17 protein-coding genes are annotated in these 16,803 nt (G+C 61.5%); 12 read left to right on the forward strand and 5 right to left on the reverse strand.

Annotation, left to right across the window (positions count from 1 at the left end; all coding sequences use genetic code 11):
• Window positions 1-18 precede the first annotated feature (18 nt).
• From G5154_RS18970 to G5154_RS19005, 8 genes are all read left to right on the forward strand, one after another.
• Complete coding sequence (locus tag G5154_RS18970; protein WP_337072904.1) at window positions 19-1,449, forward strand: gamma-aminobutyraldehyde dehydrogenase; 1,431 nt, start codon at window positions 19-21, stop codon at window positions 1,447-1,449.
• Window positions 1,450-1,601: 152 nt separating this feature from the next.
• Entirely contained in the window at window positions 1,602-2,396 is a 795-nt protein-coding gene (phhA, locus tag G5154_RS18975) for a phenylalanine 4-monooxygenase (RefSeq protein ID WP_337072903.1), read from the forward strand.
• A 53-nt stretch (window positions 2,397-2,449) separates the two neighbouring features.
• Window positions 2,450-2,788 carry a 4a-hydroxytetrahydrobiopterin dehydratase gene (locus G5154_RS18980; protein ID WP_005352635.1) on the forward strand — a complete coding sequence of 113 codons (339 nt, stop codon included), beginning with the start codon at window positions 2,450-2,452 and terminating at the stop codon, window positions 2,786-2,788.
• Window positions 2,745-2,927 (forward strand): 4a-hydroxytetrahydrobiopterin dehydratase, encoded by a 183-nt coding sequence (locus G5154_RS18985; protein WP_421251257.1) that lies wholly within the window; start codon window positions 2,745-2,747, stop codon window positions 2,925-2,927. The genes G5154_RS18980 and G5154_RS18985 overlap by 44 nt, the downstream gene beginning before the upstream one ends.
• Window positions 2,928-3,060: 133 nt before the next feature.
• Complete coding sequence (tyrR, locus tag G5154_RS18990) at window positions 3,061-4,608, forward strand: transcriptional regulator TyrR (protein ID WP_005333656.1); 1,548 nt, start codon at window positions 3,061-3,063, stop codon at window positions 4,606-4,608.
• Window positions 4,609-4,796: 188 nt separating this feature from the next.
• A complete protein-coding gene (locus G5154_RS18995; RefSeq protein ID WP_227342662.1) occupies window positions 4,797-5,354 on the forward strand; it encodes a YfiR family protein in 558 nt (185 codons plus the stop codon).
• Window positions 5,351-6,592 (forward strand): diguanylate cyclase domain-containing protein, encoded by a 1,242-nt coding sequence (locus tag G5154_RS19000; protein ID WP_421251258.1) that lies wholly within the window; start codon window positions 5,351-5,353, stop codon window positions 6,590-6,592. The genes G5154_RS18995 and G5154_RS19000 overlap by 4 nt, the downstream gene beginning before the upstream one ends.
• A 25-nt stretch (window positions 6,593-6,617) precedes the next feature.
• A complete protein-coding gene (locus tag G5154_RS19005; protein WP_421251259.1) occupies window positions 6,618-7,106 on the forward strand; it encodes an OmpA family protein in 489 nt (162 codons plus the stop codon).
• Between the two features lie 72 nt (window positions 7,107-7,178).
• Here G5154_RS19005 and G5154_RS19010 read toward each other — a convergent pair whose 3' ends face one another.
• Window positions 7,179-7,907, reverse strand: coding sequence for a TerC family protein (locus tag G5154_RS19010; RefSeq protein ID WP_216978927.1), 729 nt, complete (start codon window positions 7,905-7,907; stop codon window positions 7,179-7,181).
• 120 nt (window positions 7,908-8,027) lie between these two features.
• Between G5154_RS19010 and G5154_RS19015 the strand changes: the two genes are divergently transcribed.
• The 3 genes from G5154_RS19015 (at window position 8,028) to G5154_RS19025 (ending at window position 11,284) form a co-directional block, all read left to right on the forward strand.
• Complete coding sequence (locus G5154_RS19015; RefSeq protein WP_421251260.1) at window positions 8,028-9,143, forward strand: ATP-NAD kinase family protein; 1,116 nt, start codon at window positions 8,028-8,030, stop codon at window positions 9,141-9,143.
• A 99-nt stretch (window positions 9,144-9,242) separates the two neighbouring features.
• Window positions 9,243-9,521: a YfcL family protein gene (locus G5154_RS19020; RefSeq protein ID WP_139740389.1), complete on the forward strand. Its 279-nt coding sequence runs from the start codon at window positions 9,243-9,245 to the stop codon at window positions 9,519-9,521.
• Window positions 9,522-9,619: 98 nt separating this feature from the next.
• Window positions 9,620-11,284, forward strand: a complete 1,665-nt coding sequence (locus tag G5154_RS19025; protein ID WP_042052884.1) for an AMP-binding protein — start codon at window positions 9,620-9,622, stop codon at window positions 11,282-11,284.
• Window positions 11,285-11,393: 109 nt separating this feature from the next.
• On the opposite strand, the gene G5154_RS19030 is transcribed toward G5154_RS19025, so the two are convergent.
• The 3 genes from G5154_RS19030 to G5154_RS19040 form a co-directional block, all read right to left on the reverse strand.
• A complete protein-coding gene (locus tag G5154_RS19030) occupies window positions 11,394-12,557 on the reverse strand; it encodes a trans-sulfuration enzyme family protein (RefSeq protein WP_042052882.1) in 1,164 nt (387 codons plus the stop codon).
• A 133-nt stretch (window positions 12,558-12,690) separates the two neighbouring features.
• Entirely contained in the window at window positions 12,691-13,734 is a 1,044-nt protein-coding gene (locus G5154_RS19035) for an isopenicillin N synthase family dioxygenase (RefSeq protein WP_421263980.1), read from the reverse strand.
• A gap of 445 nt (window positions 13,735-14,179) precedes the next feature.
• Entirely contained in the window at window positions 14,180-14,818 is a 639-nt protein-coding gene (locus G5154_RS19040) for an NAD(P)-dependent oxidoreductase (RefSeq protein WP_075115109.1), read from the reverse strand.
• A gap of 101 nt (window positions 14,819-14,919) precedes the next feature.
• Here G5154_RS19040 and G5154_RS19045 point away from each other — a divergent pair, with 101 nt between their 5' ends.
• On the forward strand, window positions 14,920-15,801 hold the full coding sequence (locus tag G5154_RS19045; protein ID WP_421251262.1) for a LysR family transcriptional regulator: 882 nt from the start codon (window positions 14,920-14,922) through the stop codon (window positions 15,799-15,801).
• Window positions 15,802-15,808: 7 nt separating this feature from the next.
• Here the strand turns inward: G5154_RS19045 and G5154_RS19050 are convergent, their stop codons facing one another.
• Window positions 15,809-16,714, reverse strand: coding sequence for a LysR substrate-binding domain-containing protein (locus tag G5154_RS19050; RefSeq protein WP_206901733.1), 906 nt, complete (start codon window positions 16,712-16,714; stop codon window positions 15,809-15,811).
• Between the last annotated feature and the right edge of the window lie 89 nt (window positions 16,715-16,803).

The following is a 16,803-nucleotide window of genomic DNA, read 5'->3' on the forward strand; positions in this document are numbered from 1 at the left end:
GTGCGCAAGGATGCAACTATGAAACTCTCTACCCAACTCTTGATTGATGGCCAGTTTGTGACCGGCGAGGGGCAGGCCGAACCCATTCTCAACCCGGCTAACGGCGAACAGATCGCCGCCGTGCCCGAAGCCTCGTTCGAACAGGTGAACCGGGCTGTGAACGGTGCCCAGCGCGCCTTCGCCCAGTGGAGCCGCACTACCCCTGCCCAGCGCAGCAACCTGCTGCTGCGGCTTGCGGATCTCATCGAGCGTCACGCCGAGGAGTTTGCGGCGCTGGAATCCCTCAACTGCGGCAAACCCTATCTGGCAGTGCTCAATGACGAGCTGCCCGCAGTGGTGGACTGCTTCCGCTTCTTTGCCGGGGCGGCCCGTTGCCTGCAAGGGCCGCTGGCGGGGGAGTATATCGAGGGACACACCAGCATGATCCGCCGCGATCCCGTCGGGGTGGTAGGCAGTATCGCCCCCTGGAACTACCCGTTGATGATGGCGGCCTGGAAGATGGCGCCGGTGCTGGCGGCGGGCAATACAGTGGTGCTCAAACCCTCCGAGCAGACCCCGCTCACCGCCCTGCGCCTTGCCGAGCTGGCCAGCGAGATCTTCCCACGCGGCGTTATCAACGTCATCTGCGGGCGGGGCGAGAGTGTGGGGGCGCCGCTGGTGGAGCACCCGCTGGTGCGGATGGTGTCGCTCACCGGCGATATCGCCACCGGCCAGAAGATCCTGCAGAGCGCCGCCCGCACCATGAAGCGCACCCACCTCGAACTGGGTGGCAAGGCTCCGGTGATCATCTTCGACGATGCGGATCTGGAGGCGGTGGTGGCGGGTATTCGCACCTTCGGTTTCTACAATGCAGGGCAAGATTGCACCGCCGCCTGCCGTATCTATGCCCAGGGCAAGATCTACGACAAGTTCGTCGCCGCCATGACCGATGCAGTGGCCTCCATCAAGGTGGGCAGCCAGTACGAGGAGGGGGTCGAGATGGGGCCGCTTATCTCGGACAGACAGCGCAACCGGGTCGCCAGCTTTGTCGAGCGGGCCCAGAGCAGCGGTCATGTGGAGGTGACGGCGGGGGGCAAGATCCGCCCAGGCAACGGCTTCTTCTTCGAGCCGACCCTGATTGTCGGGGCCCGGCAGGAGGATGAGATCGTGCGGCGCGAGGTGTTTGGCCCCGTGGTGTCGGTGACCCGTTTCAGCGATGCCGAGCAGGTGGTGCAGTGGGCCAACGACTCGGACTATGGTCTTGCCTCGTCGGTCTGGACCAAGGATCTGAGCCTCGCCAGCAAGGTGGCCAGCCACCTGCAATATGGCTGCACCTGGATCAACACCCACTTCATGCTCACCTCCGAGATGCCCCACGGCGGCATGAAGATGTCGGGCTACGGCAAGGATCTCTCCCTCTATGCGCTGGAGGATTACACTGTGCCGCGCCATATCATGGTCAAGTTGTAGTGGGGGTTGGTGAGCGGGTTGTCACAATTTATTTACAACTGTTTCGGGCAGCCGACTCATGGGTCGGCTGCTTTTTTTGTTGCCATTTCGTTACAGTGAAACCGTGATGAAACGGCAAGGCGCCTGATGTGGCGCCAGAGGATGGAACCGCTATGGCAACCTTTTACACCGCCCACCAGCCGGATGCTGACGGGGTGATCCACTACAGCAACGAAGAGCACGGCACCTGGCATATCCTGATCGAACGTCAGTTCGCCGCTCTCGATGGCAAGGGGTGTGATGAGTATCTGGCCGGTCTCGACAGGCTTGGGCTGCCCCGTGATCGCATCCCCCAGCTGGCCGAGATCAACGCTGTCTTGCAGCCCGCTACCGGCTGGTCGGTGGCGGCGGTGCCAGCGCTGATTTCGTTCGATCGCTTCTTTGCCCTGCTGGCCAACCGCCAGTTTCCGGTGGCCACCTTTATCCGGCGCCGCGACGAGCTCGACTACCTGCAAGAGCCGGATATCTTTCACGAGATCTTCGGCCACTGCGCCATGCTGACCAATCCGGCCTTTGCCCACTTTACCCACCTCTACGGTCAGTTGGGGCAGCAGGCGAGCAAGGATCAGCGGGTTTTTCTGGCGCGGCTCTATTGGTTCACCGTGGAGTTTGGCCTCTTGGCAACGCCCGACGGGCTGCGTATCTACGGTGGCGGCATTCTCTCCTCCATCGGCGAGACCGCCTATGCCCTCTCCGGCCAGCCGCTGCTGCAACCTTTCGATCTGTTGACCGTGCTGCGCACTCCCTATCGCATCGACATCATGCAGCCCACCTATTTTGTGCTGCCGAGTCTCGATCATCTCTACCAACTGACCGGGGAGGAGATCATGGCTGCTCTGGCTGAGGCCAGTCGGCTTGGCCTCTATCCGCCACGTTTTGAGGTTGCCGCTGGCAAACAGGCGAGCTGACCAAAAGCAAACAACCCTAATTTCATATTCATTCATCCAAGCAGGAGTAACCCATGTCCGAACTGGCCAGCCAGCAGTGTGAAGCGTGCCGCGCCGATGCCCCCAAAGTGAGCGATGAGGAGCTGCGCGAGCTGATGCAGCTTATTCCCGACTGGCAGCCGCTGGTGGAGGAGGGGGCGCTGCAACTGCGACGAGAATTTACTTTTCGCAACTTCAAGGAGGCGCTGGCCTTTACCAACCGCCTGGGCGAGCTGGCGGAGGCGGAGTTCCACCATCCGGCCATTCTGACCGAGTGGGGCAAGGTGACCGTCAGCTGGTGGACCCACAAGATTGGCGGCTTGCACCGCAATGATTTCATCATGGCGGCGCGTACCGATCAGTTGCCCAGATAAGTTGAGGCGGAGCGTCCCCCTTCCTGCATGTCTGACCGAGTGGGCTAGAGTGACCGTCAGCTGGTGGACTCACAAGATCGGAGGCTTGCATCGCAACCACTTCATCATGGCGGCACGTACCGATCAGCGACTCAAATAAGTGGCAATCACTGACCCGGGCCTGCCTGCGAAAGCGGGGTAGGCCCGCATTTTTATGGGCCGGCGCTCGCACTGGGGGGATCGAGACTGTATTATCCGCTCATTCATAGAGTTAGCTAGGAAGTGTGTCCCGAATGCGTCTTGAAGTGAGCTGTGAAGACCGCCTGGGCCTGACCCGGGAACTGCTCGACCGCCTGGTGGAGCACAATATCGATCTGCGCGGCATCGAAATCGATACATCAGGCATCATCTATCTCAACTTTCCCGAGCTGGAGTTCAGTGATTTTCAGCACCTGATGCCGGAGATCCGCCGTATTCCCGGCGTCTACGACGTCAAGACCATCCCCTACATGCCTTCCGAGCGAGAGCATCACGAGATCGAGGCGCTGCTCAAGGCGCTGCCGGATCTGGTCTTCTCCCTCGACAGCAAGGGCAAGGTGACCCAGGCCAACCAGTCTGCCCTCACCACCCTCGGCTTGCCGGTGGAGGAGGTGCGCGGGGTGGCGCTCGGTTCGCTGGTCAAGGGTTTCTCTTTCACCCGCTGGCTGGAGGCGAGCGAGATCAAGCCGCAGACCTGCAAGCTCAGTTTCAATGGCGAAGAGTATCTGGCGGATCTGATGCCGCTGTTCGTGGCGGAAGCCCGCGGCAAGCAGGCGCTGGCCGGTGCCGTGGTGGTGCTCAAATCTGCCCGTCGGGTCGGCCTGCACTTCAGCGCGCTTCATGCGGTGGAAGTGGGGGGCTTCGAGCATCTGCAGGCCGAGAGCCCCAAGATGAAAGAGGTGCTGTCGCAAGCGCGCAAACTGGCGATGCAGGACGCGCCGCTGCTGATTGTCGGTGAGACCGGTACCGGCAAGGAGCTGCTGGCCCGTGCCTGTCACGGGGCCAGCCTGCGCTCCAGCCACCCCTTTATGGCCCTCAACTGCGCCGCCATGCCCGATAACGTGGCCGAGAGCGAGTTGTTTGGTTATGCCCCCGGCGCCTTTGGCAACAACACCGAGGGCAAGCGCGGCGTGCTGGAGCTGGCGAGCGGCGGCACCCTGATGCTGGACGAGATCGGCGACATGTCTCCCCATCTGCAGACCAAGTTTTTGCGGGTGTTGCAGGATGGGGTGTTCCGCCGGGTCGGTGACGAGCAGGAGGTGAAGGTCAACGTGCGTTTCATCTGCACTACCCAGAAGCAGTTGCTGGATCTGGTGCACGAAGGAACCTTCCGCGAGGATCTCTACTATCGCCTCAACGTGCTCAGTCTGGCGCTGCCCCCCCTGCGCGAGCGCAAGGCAGACATCATGGTGCTGGCCCAGCAGTTTGTCTCCCGCTTTGCCAGCGAGTTGCAGCGACCCCGTCCGCGCTTTACCCGCAATATGGCCGACTACCTGACCGCTTACCGCTGGCCGGGCAACGTGCGCCAACTGCGCAATTGCCTCTATCGCGCCATGACCCTGCTGGAAGGGGATGAGCTGGGGCCCGAGCAGATCGACCTGCCGGTGGCGGCCGATACCATGCCGCTGATCGACGAGTGGTTTGAGGGGAATCTCGACGATGCGGTGAAGCGCTTCGAGAGCCAGCTGCTGGCCCGGCTCTATCCCGCCTTCCCGTCGACCCGTCAGTTGGCCAAACGCCTGGGCGTGTCGCACACCGCCATCGCCAACAAGCTGCGGGAATATGGCATCAGCAAGAAGTAAGTTGTTCCGGATGCTAGCCAACAGAGAGCCCGTCACCAGACGGGCTCTCTGTTTTCTTTACACGGCTTCCGGGCGGGAGGGCTTCGGGAGACTTGTCAGGCCAGTGTCCACCAACTTACTATCTGGATACATGTACCCGAACCGCTATGCCACTGCAGCGGTGTTGTCAAGGCGGCCACTTCCCGATCATGCTGTTACTCTTTTCTCCCCGTTTCGCCGCTCGCCTGGCGCCCTTGCTGTTAGGGTTTGGTCTGCTGTTGCCTCACGCGCTGGCGGAAACGGCCGCAGAGAGCCGGGCGACGGCGGTCAGAGAGTTGGTGCTCGATATCCTGAGTTACACTCGCTGGCCCACCGAGCCTGCGGTGCTGCGCCTGTGTGTGGCGGCGCCAACGGAGTATGCCGGAGCCCTCTTTACCATCGATCGTCAGGCCAATGGCCGTGCCGTGCAGGTCAATCGCTACGACGCGAGTGATCCGGCCATCAGTGATAATTGCGATGTGCTCTATCTCGGCGTCGTCGACGAGCCGACCCGGATTGCGTTGTTTGCGCGCTTGCAGGGTCATTCAGTGCTCAGCATCAGCGAATACAACCACGACTGTTCCACCAGCTCGGTGTTCTGTCTGCAGACCGAGCCACAGAGTGTGCGAGTGCGGTTTAAAGTGAACCTCGATGCCCTGGCCCTGAGCGGCGTACGAGTACATCCCGCTGTGCTCAAGCTGGCCCGTGCCGATAAGGGGGTCCCATGAGGCGACAGGTCAGCGCGGATCCCCGTCTTCCGACCCTGCGTCAGAGCTTGGGGCGAACCCATCTGGTGGCCGCCATCACGGCCGTCAGCGTAGCGGGACTCTTTTTTACTCTGATTGCCTTGCTGGTAGTACGCTTCTACGCCGATCACAATCTGGAGCTGGTGGCCCGCGCAATCAGCTACAGCGCCGAGGCGGCGGTGGTGTTCCACGATGAAGAGGCAGCGAGCGAGGCGCTTGGCGGTATTGTCGCCCATGAGGAGGTGGCCGAAGCCAGTATCGTGCTGGCCAATGGTCAACAGCTCGCTAAATGGGTTCGTCCCGTCAGCAATCCACTGGCCACAGTCGAAGATTATCTTGCCCGCCTGCTGTTACCGGGGCCGGTCACCTATCCCATGCTGCGGGGAGGTGATCAGATTGCCACCATAGAGCTGCGCGGTCATGGCGAGTATCTGTTGCTGTTCTTGCTCTCGGTGCTGCTGGTGATGGTGATTTGCCTGGTGTTGAGTGTGATGGGCGCCTTCTATGTCGCCGGGCGGATGCAGGTCGCGATCACCTCGCCACTGCGACAACTGGCACAGGTCGCCCACTCGGTGCGTCGACAACGCACTCTGGGGATGCGGGCGCCACCGGCCGATATCGTCGAGCTCAATGAACTGGGAGAGGATTTCAACGCCCTGCTGGATGAGCTGCAAGCCTGGCAGGCTCATCAGGCGCGGGAGAACGCCAGTCTGCTCCACCAGGCGACCCATGATGCGTTGACCGGGTTGCCCAACCGGGCGTTATTCGAAGCTCGCCTCGAGCATGCCATTAGCGAGGTAAGCGAGGGGGGGGCCCCGTTCGCCCTGCTTTATCTCGATTGCGATCGTTTCAAACAGATTAACGACACCCTGGGGCACAACGCCGGTGACGATGTGCTGGTGACCCTCTCCCGGCGGGTAGAGCATCAGCTGCGCCCCGGAGATCTGGTCTGCCGGCTGGGGGGGGATGAGTTCGCCATACTGCTGACACCTGTGCATCTGGGGCAGGATGTGGAAGAGCTGATCGACCGCATTCAGCAGGCGATGAGTGATCCTGTGGTATTGCGGGATGGACAGCAACTGGTGGCAGGGATCAGCATCGGTTTTGCCATCCATCAACCCGGGACCCGCGCCAGCGAGCTGTGCGAGCTGGCAGACAAAGCCATGTATTTGGCAAAACGTACACGCCGTGAGGAGGTTGAGGCCGCCAAATCGGCGTGAGTCAAGGTGTAAAGGAGTCATAACAATGAAACTATCCCTCTCCATCAAGGCTGTCGTGCTGGGCCTGTTGTTCTCTCTGCTGGCGGGTTGTCAGAGCACCCCCAGGGGGTTGACCCCGGAACAGCTGGCAGTATTGAAGGAGCAAGGTTTCTATCTGACCGATGAGGGCTGGACACTGGATCTGGCCAACCGGGTTCTGTTTGCCAACAATGTGGGTGAACTCAATCCGCAGACCCGGCAGATAGTGGAAAAACTGGGCAAGGCCCTGCTTGGGGTCGGGCTCGACAAGGCGAGGGTTGACGGCCATACCGACAATACCGGCGAGAGCAGCTATAACCAGCAGCTCTCTCTGAAACGGGCTCAATCGGTGGCCGATGTGCTGAGCTCGGTGGGGATGAAGCCCGCCAATCTTGAGATCCGTGGCCGTGGTGAGACGGCCCCGGTGGCGGACAACAAGAGCGCCGCCGGACGAGCAGAAAACCGCCGGGTTGCCATTGTGATTGCCAACCAGTGATTTCTACCCGGCAGTACGCCGTGTGCATAGCAAAAGAGCGCCCCGAGAGGCGCTCTTTTTGATCCGGCGACACTACTTTCCTGTGTCGGGCTCGCTGTGCTTGCGCAAGCGGATATTGATCATCTCCACCACCAGCGAGAAGGCCATGGCGAAGTAGATGTAGCCCTTCGGTATGTGCAGATCCATCCCCTCCGCCATCAGGGCAAACCCCACCAGGGTGAGGAAGGAGAGGGCCAGCATCTTGATGGTGGGATGGTCATCGACAAAATCGCCAATGGATTTGGCGGCGAACATCATGATGAAGACGGCGATCATGATGGCCAGCACCATCACCGGCACGTGATCGGCCATGCCGACTGCAGTGATCACCGAGTCGAGGCTGAACACTATGTCCAGAATGGCAATCTGGATCAGGGTGCTGACAAATCCCGAGGCCGCTTTGCTGACGCTCTCCGGCTCGGCGGCTCCTTCCAGGGTGGCGTGGATCTCGTGGGTACTTTTGGCGATAAGGAACAGCCCCCCCAGCAGCAGGATCAGGTCTCGGCCCGAGATAGCCTCGTTCAGCACGGTGAAGAGCGGCTCGGTGAGACGCATCACCCAGGCCAGCGAGAGCAGCAGCAGGATGCGGGTGCCCATGGCGAGCCCCAGCCCCAGAATGCGCGCTTTTTGGCGCTGAGCCTCCGGCAGGCGGCCGACCAGGATGGAGATAAAGATGATGTTGTCGATGCCCAGCACGATTTCGAGCAGGGTAAGGGTAGCGAGAGCGACCCAGGCGGAGGGATCAAGAACCCATTCCAGCATGATTGAACCTTGATTGAACATTGGTTGGAAAATTGAAGATGCGAATTCTAGCAGGGGTGCCACTGCTTGTCCCAGAGGGGCGAAAAGATAAAAATGGCGGCCATCCAACGGGAGGGACATATGTTTCGTTTAGGACTCATCATCAATCCGGTCGCCGGGATTGGCGGCGCAGTGGGGCTCAAGGGGAGTGACGGCGTGGTGGATGAGGCGCTTGCTCGTGGTGCCGTGCCCAGAGCACAAGATCGAGCGCGGCAAGCTCTGTTGCCACTGTGCGAGCTGAGCATCCCGTTCGAACTGCTGACGGTGGCGGGAGAGATGGGGGAGGCGGTGGCCCGCGAGCTGGGGTTGCCCTGTCGGGTCATCTATCAACCGGTCGGGGAGAGCACCTCGGCCGATGATACCCGCCACGCCGCCGAGTTGATGCGCGAAGCCGGGGTCGATCTGCTGCTGTTTGCCGGTGGCGATGGCACGGCGCGGGATATCTGCGCCGCGGTGGGGGAGTCTTGCCATGTGCTCGGCATTCCGGCGGGGTGCAAGATCCACTCCGGCGTCTACGGGGTGACGCCCACTGCCAGCGGGCGGGTGGTGGCGCGGATGATCGCAGGGGAACTGCTCAGCCTGATCGATGCCGAGGTGCGCGACATCGACGAGGAGGCGTTTCGCGTGGGCAAGGTGCGGGCCCGCCACTACGGCCAGCTGAAGGTGCCCGGCGATCTGCGTTACGTACAGGCGGTAAAACAGGGGGGCAAGGAGTCCGAAGAGCTGGTGTTGGCGGATCTCGCAGCCGGTGTGGTGGAGCAGATGGAGCCCGATACCCTCTATCTGATGGGCTCCGGCAGCACGGTGGCAGCCTGTATGGCTGAGCTCGGTCTGGAAAATACTTTGCTCGGTGTGGATCTGGTGGAAAATAGCCGACTTATCGGGCAGGATCTCAGCGCCGCCGAGATCCTGACCCGGATCCGCGGCCGTCGCTGCCGACTGATCATTACCCTGATAGGCGGACAGGGACATCTGTTCGGGCGCGGAAATCAGCAATTGAGTCCTGAGGTGATTCGGTGTGTCGGGCTGGAGAATATCCAGGTGCTGGCAACCAAAGCCAAGCTTGCCGCCCTTGCGGGCAGGCCGCTGCTGGTGGACACCGATGATCCCGAATTAAACCGGGCGTTGCGTGGTTATCTGCGAATAACCACGGGATACAAGGATCAGGTCATCTACCCGGTGGCCAACCCGGAATAGGACGCCAAGGACGCTGCTGGCCTGGCGCCAGAGAGCTGCAATCAACCGGATTGCGGTTCCATACCCCCGAATTTTTTGCCGCAAATGAGGCTGCGTTACATGACGATTCACGATTTTGAGCACAAGTTGTTGGGACTGATCGACAGCATGGTTGCTACCGCGACCGACGATGAGCTGTTTGCGGGGGGTTACCTGCGAGGTCATATCTCATTGGCCGTTGCCCGGGCCGAGCTGGAAGGCAAGACCCTGGTGCGGGACGTCAAGAGCTATGTGCTGCGCAGCCTCAACGAGGCGATCTTGCAAGGTGAGCTATCTGAAGAGGATGAAAAACTGGTGCAGGCGATGTGGATTCGTCTGCAACAAGACGCAGAAGCTTGATCGGATACACAATTCAAACTGAAGTTTGAGTTTATCCTTCCCCTGAAGTTAGTGAAAGGTTAATAATAAGTTTCGCCTTTTGTTTCAGGGATTAAACTATGGCCTCCTCCTCACGCATTGCCAATAAACTGCCGCTCGAGATGCTCTATCACTGGGAGCGGCAGTGTCCTGATCGAACCTACCTGCGTCAAACCATCAACCGCGAATATGTCGATTTCACCTGGGGTGAAGTAGCCGATGAAGCGCGGCGGATGGTGACGGCCTTGCGTCACCTCGGTCTGGTGGCCGGTGACAAGGTGGCGCTGCTCTCCAAGAACTGCGCCCAGTGGTTTATCGCCGATCTGGCGATGCAGATGGGGCAGTATGTGAGCGTGCCCATCTATCCGACAGCCAACGTCGACACCATCGAATATGTGCTGCGCCATAGCGAAGCCAAGGCGATCTTCGTCGGCAAGCTGGATGACTGGAAGAGTCAGGAGGCTGGAGTACCCGCCGATCTGCTGCGCATCGCCTTCCCCTACGACACCATGCCAGCCAGCCACCAGTGGGATGATCTGCTGGAAGCGCATGAGCCGATCCCTGACAGCCCGGTGCAGGCCCCTGACTCCCTGCTGAGTCTGGTCTACACCTCCGGCAGTACCGGCAAGCCGAAAGGGGCCATGCTGAGCGTTGAGCGTTACGCCTGGTCGTGCGAGAAGCTGGTGGAGACGGTGAGCCTGAGTCAGGCCGATCGGGGCTTCTCCTACCTGCCGCTGGCCCACATTACCGAGCGGGTCTACATCTACGGCGGCAGTCTCTATGGCGGCGCTACCATCGCGTTCCCCGAATCCCTCGACACCTTTATCGAAGATGTCAAACGCTGCCGTCCCACCGTCTTTATCTCGGTGCCGCGGTTGTGGGCCATGTTCCGCATCAAGATCCACGAGAAGCTGCCCCAGAAGAAACTCGAACTGCTGCTCAAGATCCCGCTTATCTCCGGCCTGATCAAACGCAAGCTGCAAAAGGGGTTGGGACTGGATCAGGCCCGGGTACTCGGCTGCGGCTCCGCGCCTGTCTCTCCTGCGCTGCTTGAGTGGTATCTGAGCATCGGCCTCAAGGTGACTGAAGCTTGGGGCATGACCGAGAACCATGCCTATTCCACCATCAACTACCCGTTCCGCGCCGACAAGATCGGCACCGTCGGCAAGGCGGGGATCGGGGTGACCATCAAGATCTCTGACGAAGGGGAGATCCTCTGCCGCTGCGAAGGGATGATGCTGGGTTACTACAAGGATCCCGAGCACAGCGCCGAGGCCATTGATGCCGAGGGGTGGCTCCACACCGGCGACATGGGCAAGCTGGACAAGGAGGGTTATCTCACCATCACCGGCCGGATGAAGGATGTGTTCAAGACCGCCAAGGGCAAGTATGTGGCGCCGGTACCCATCGAGGGGCTGCTTGGGCAGGAGCCCATTATCGAACAGCTCTGCGTGATTGGTTACGGCATGCCCCAGCCCATTGCGCTGGTGCAGCTGGCCGAGAGCGCCATGAAGGGCAATCGGGAGGAGGTCAACGCCAGACTGGAAGCGGCGCGGGTTCGGGTCAACGATCAGCTGGAATCTCATGCCAAAATTCGCGGCATTCTGGTGGTGAAAACCCCTTGGAATATCGAAAACGGTGTGCTGACTCCCACCATGAAGATCAAGCGTCACCTGCTGGAGCAAAAGTACGCCCAGGTCGGGGATCGCTGGCCCTCATCCCAGGTGGTGGTGTGGGAGGAGTAAATCCCGTCTTTCCATAGCGCAACAAACAACAACGGCCCTTGATGGGCCGTTGTTGTGTTTGAGGCATATCACTCGCCGCTGTTTTGCCGGCGAGTAAAAGCGCGCCCGGTTAGATCTGCGCCAGCGCGGCGGCCAGATCGGCGATCAGATCGTCGGCGTCTTCCACCCCGATGCTGAAGCGGATGAGATCGTCGTTGACCCCGGCGGCGAGGCGGCTCGCCTCGTCCATGGCGGCGTGGGTGGTGCTGGCCGGATGGCAAGCGAGACTCTCGAGATCCCCCAGACTCACCGCCTGCACAAACAGTTGCAGGTTATCGAGCAGGGTGGCGCAGCGCTCAAACCCGCCCTCCAGCTCGATGCTCACCATGCCGCCAAAGCCGCTGGCGAAGGCTCCGAGGGCATCGTGGCCCGGATGGTTGGCAAGGCCCGGGTAGATCACCTTCTTCACTGCCGGGTGGGCGGCCAGAAACTCGGCAACTTTCTGGGCATTGTGCAGGTGGGCATCCATCCGCAGCGGCAGGGTCTTGACTCCACGCTGCAGCAGGTAGGCCTCCTGCGGGCCGATTGGGGAGCCGATATGCTTGAGGGCCACGGTGCGGATCGACTTCATCAGGGCGTGGGAGCCCGCCACCACCCCGGCGATGATGTCGCCGTGGCCGCCCAGATATTTGGTACCGCTGTGCATCACCACATCGACCCCGAGCTCCAGCGGACGCAGCAGGTAGGGGGTGAGGAAGGTGTTGTCACATACCGTAATGGCGCCCACCTTGCGGGCCGCTTCCACCACCAGCCGCGGATCCACCACCTTGAGGGTGGGGTTGGTCAGGGTTTCGAACAGTACCACCTTGGTAGCAGGGCGGATGTTGGCCAGCAGATCCCGGTCGCTCTCGTAAGCGGTGACCTTGATACCGGCGCGGCTGAAGGTCTGCTTGAGGAACGCATCGGTGCCGCCGTAGAGCGGGCCGATATAGGCCACCTCATCGCCGCTGTCGGCAAGCGCATACATGATGGCGCTTACCGCCGCCATGCCGCTCGCCACCACCAGCGCTTCATCGGCACCTTCCAGCGCCGCCAGTTTCTGCTCCAGCTCGGCGGTGGTGGGGTTGCCAAAGCGACTGTAGATAAAGCCGGGGGCTTGACCTGCAAAGCGCTCCTTGCCCGCCTGGGCGTTGAAGTAGCTGAAGGTGCTGCTTTGGTAGAGCGGGGTGGTGAGGGCGCCGGTCTGTGGGTCGATCCGCTGGCCGCTGTGTACGCTCATGGTCTTGAATTTCATCGTGTTGCTCCGTGATGACCAGGCTCTGGCCATGACTTGTTTTGTTGTTCGTTGCTTGTTGTTTTTGTCAGCGCGGGTATGTGCATGCGGCTTATGGCTTATGCATATACCCGCCTAGGGATCTTTACGCTGCTTAGGCCGTTATCGCTTCGCTTTCAGTGCGCGGGAGGCGAGTTGGTTCCACCGGCCCATAGTGCCGCGCCGCCACATCCGGGTGGGAGCGCAGCCGCCCCTTGAGCACGTTCTCCCCCACCTGATTAAAGAGCGGGTTGGTCGGGTCACTCTCCGGCCCTTGCGCCTGTGCTGCCAGCGCGGGGGAGAGGCTGAGCAGTGGCACGGTGGCATCGAGCCGCGCCGCCATAAAGAAGGCGCAGGAGAGGCGCGATACGCCGGGCGGCGGGCTCACCACCCGATGCAGGGTCGCCTTGAGATAGCCGTTGGAGGCCAGCTCAAGCAGCTCGCCGATATTGACCACCAGCGCACCCGGCAGGGGGGGCGCGGAGATCCAGCCGTTGGCCGTCTCGACCTCAAGCCCCGAGTGATTGTCCTGCATCACCAGCGTCAGGTAGCCGGGATCCTTGTGGGCGCCAACCCCCTGACTGCTGCCGCCCGCCTCTTGCCCCGGGTAATGAATCAGTTTCATGTGCTGGTAGGGGGCGCCGCGGATGCTGTCGTCAAACACGTTGGCCGGTTGCTCCAGCACCTCGGCAAAAGCGGCCAGCAGGGTGAGGGTGATGTCGCTCAGCCGATCCTGCCACGCCAGCAGATGGGCTTTCATCTCTGGCAGGGCGGTCGGCCACTGGTTGGGGCCGATCAGCCGCTGCCATGGTTCACGGATCAGGGCCGCAGGCAGGGCTTGCGCCTCATTCATGATATCGAACTGCTCCCGCAGATCCGGCCGCGCTCGGGTCAGCTCGGCACCGACCCGGTTGTAGCCGCGAAAGTGGGGGCTGTTGACTATCTGCACCGCCAGCTTCTCCTGCTCCGGCAGGGCAAAGAAGCGCTCTGCCAGCGCCAGAGTCTCTCGTTGCTCGGCGTCACTCAGGCCATGCCCTGTCAGATAGAAAAAGCCGACGTCGCGGGCGGCCGCGGCTAGCCGGGCCAGCATAGGGCGACGCAGGTCGGGTGCCCCGTTGAGGGCAGCCAGATCGATGATCGGCAGTGGTGAATGTTCCATGTGCACCTCCTCACTCTTTCGTTATCTCTAGCGCCATCTCTTCTGCTGCCTCTGGTGCGGGCAGGTCTGATGAGCGGCAAACGGGATGGCGCGACAGTGTGGCGGTATGCGCAGCGGTGTGGCGCCATCTGGAATGAAGGGGATGCTACTGTTCGGTGTTATAAGACGGAAACAACAAATTATTCTTAGTTATATACAAAATTCGAAATGGAATTCGGTGTGTAATGGGGTGGCTGCTTTTTGCGCAGCCATTAAGGGCGGAATGGGAAATGATGGGAAGGAGAGTGATAACCAGAGGCAAGCTGCCCGCGGTAAAAATGAACAAAACAGAAAATGGCCAAAACAGAAGGGAGGCGGATGCCTCCCTTCTGTTTGAGCGGGTGTTCACCTGACCGGGTGCTCAGGCAAGTGACCGCGCATTCTGGCCTTAACCGGTTGCAGGCTCTCAGTAACCCAGGGTAAAGCGCTGGCGCAGGTGAGCCGGTTTTTCCGCCTCGTTCAGCACGCCGTCGGCCAGATCACCGGCGGTGATCCCAGCAGGCTGTTCGCCACTAAAGAGCACCTGATCGCCACCAATCCGATAGCCGCCGCGCTTCTCACCCGGCTCCAGGAACACCGGGGGAGAGACAAAGCGCCAGTCGAGGGCGGTTTCACGACGCAGGGCGGTGAGACCGTCGCGGGCCGCCAGCGCCCCCTGTTTCCACTCGGCCGGAAACTCCGGGGTATCCACCAGTTGTACGCCGGGGGCGACCTCCAGACTGCCGGCGCCACCTACTACCAGCAGCCAGCTGTTGGCCGCTTTGGCTGCTGCGACAATCGCGTTGGCACCCTTGAGGTACTGGTCGTAGATATCCGGTGTGGTCCAGCCCGGGTTGTAGGCGCTGATCACCCGATCGTGCCCCTTGATCACCTCGGCCAATGCCTGCGGGTTTTGGGCATCCACCGCCACTGCGGTGACCTGCGGATGGGCGGCCACCTTGCTGACATCGCGGACGATGGCGGTGACGTGATGGCCGCGGCTGATGGCCTCGTTCAGGATGGCTGAACCGACAAAACCGCTGGCACCGATCAGGGCAATCTTCATGGGGAACTCTCCTTCACTGTTGGAATGGGGCTATCCTACGCCGCCACTTATGATTTAATAATCACCTCAAAAATGCATTCACTTATAAGCTGGGTTTAATAATGGAACAGCTCAGACGTTACGCCATCTTCGCCGCCGTGGTGGAAGCGGGCAGCATGACAGGGGCGGCCAAATCCCTCGGCATGACCCCCTCAGCCGTCAGTCAGCATATCAGCCAGCTGGAGAGCCTGCTCGGACTGCCCCTGCTCCATCGCTCCACCCGTCGCCTCAGTCTGACCGAGGCGGGAGAGGTGGTATGGCAAGGGTGCCGGGCGTTGCAGCAGACCCTGAGCGAGACCGAGCTGCGCCTCTCCGAGGTGCGAGACGCCCTGCTCGGGGAAGTGCGGATCACCGCCCCGGTTGGGATGGCGGGCCAACCGTTGGCACTGGCCCTCTCGCCGCTGCTGCAGGCCCACCCCGGTCTCACCATCCAGATCATCGCCGACGACGAGAAGCGAGATCTGATTGCCGAGCGGATCGACGTGGCGCTGCGGGTCGGCACCTTGCCCGACTCGACTCTGGTGGCCCGCAAGTTGGGCCAGACCCGGATGCTGCTCTGCGCCGCTCCCGCCTATCTGGCGCGCAAGGGGACGCCGCGCATGCCCGCCGATCTGGCCACCCACGACTGGCTCTGCGGCGACATGCTGGGCAACGGTTTGCTGCTGCAGGATGAAAAGGGTGGCGAACACAGGGTGAGGTTCAAGGCCAAGGTGCTCTGCAATAACGTGTTGCCCTTGCGCCAGTTTGCGCTGGCGGGGCAGGGGATCTCGCTGCAACCGGAGGGAGAGATTGGCGAGGATCTGGCGCAGGGGCGTCTGCTCGAACTGCTGCCCGGTTTTCGGGTGGCACCGATGGAGATCCACGCCATCACGCCGCAGCGGGAGATCCCAGAGAAGGTGCGACGGGTGGTGGAGGCGCTGCGCAGCTACTTCGGAACGCTCTGAGCCATCATCAAGCCATGGTAGCCCGGATGCGAGCAAAGAGGCTCTGCAGGCAGGCTTGATCCCGATCGGCGGCCCGCACCGCGCCGTACATATGGCGACGAATACCACTCCCGAGGGGGCGAGCGCAGAGCATCCCCTGTCTGACAAACTCGTCGCTGGCCCAGCGCGGCAGAGCGGCGACGCCGAGGCCAGCAGCGGCCATCTGCAGCATCACCGAGGTATTGTCCACCGGCTTGCAACGGGCGGGCTCCACCCCGGCGGGTTGCAAAAAGCGGCTGAAGATATCCATGCGGCTGCGCTCCACCGGATAGACCAGCAGCACCTCCGCCCCCAGATCGCCCGGCTCGATGCGGCTCTGGTGGCAGAGAGGATGATCCGGCGCCATCACCAGAGTCAGATCGAAGGCAAACAGCGGCTCGAAGTGGAGATCGCCGCGGGCCTGCACGTCCGAGGTGAGCAGCAGGTCGAGCTGGCCGCCTAGCAGGGCATTGATGGCATCAAAGCCCGGCACTGACTCCACCTCCAGATCCACCCCAGGCCACTGGCGGCGAAAATCGGGCAACAGCGGCAGCAGCCACTGGATGCAACTGTGGCAATCAAGCGCCAGATGCAGCCTGCCCGCATCGCCGCTCTGCAGGGCCTGCAACTGCTTCTCGGTCTGGGCCAGGGCGGGCAGTACCTGACGGGCGAGGGCGAGCAGCTGGCTGCCGGCTGCGGTCAGCACCAGCGGGCGGCTTTTGCGCAGGTAAAGCTCCAGATTGAGGCGGGTCTCCAGCTCTTTGAGCTGGTGGGAGAGGGCGGACTGGGTGAGGTTGAGGGTCAGCGCCGCACCGGCCAGCGAGCCCTGCTCGGCCAGCGCGGTTAATGTTTTCAAGTGTTTGATCTCTATCCCTGCATTGCTTGGCACTGCCATAAGATGGCTCCTTGTGAGATTGCGTATGGCGCTGATAATGCTGTCGGCGGTGGCTTGGCCTTTAGCCTCCTGCGCTTCTTTATCCTGCC

It is taken from the genome of Aeromonas sp. 600527, from assembly GCF_049175415.1.
Lineage (GTDB): Bacteria > Pseudomonadota > Gammaproteobacteria > Enterobacterales > Aeromonadaceae > Aeromonas > Aeromonas veronii_A.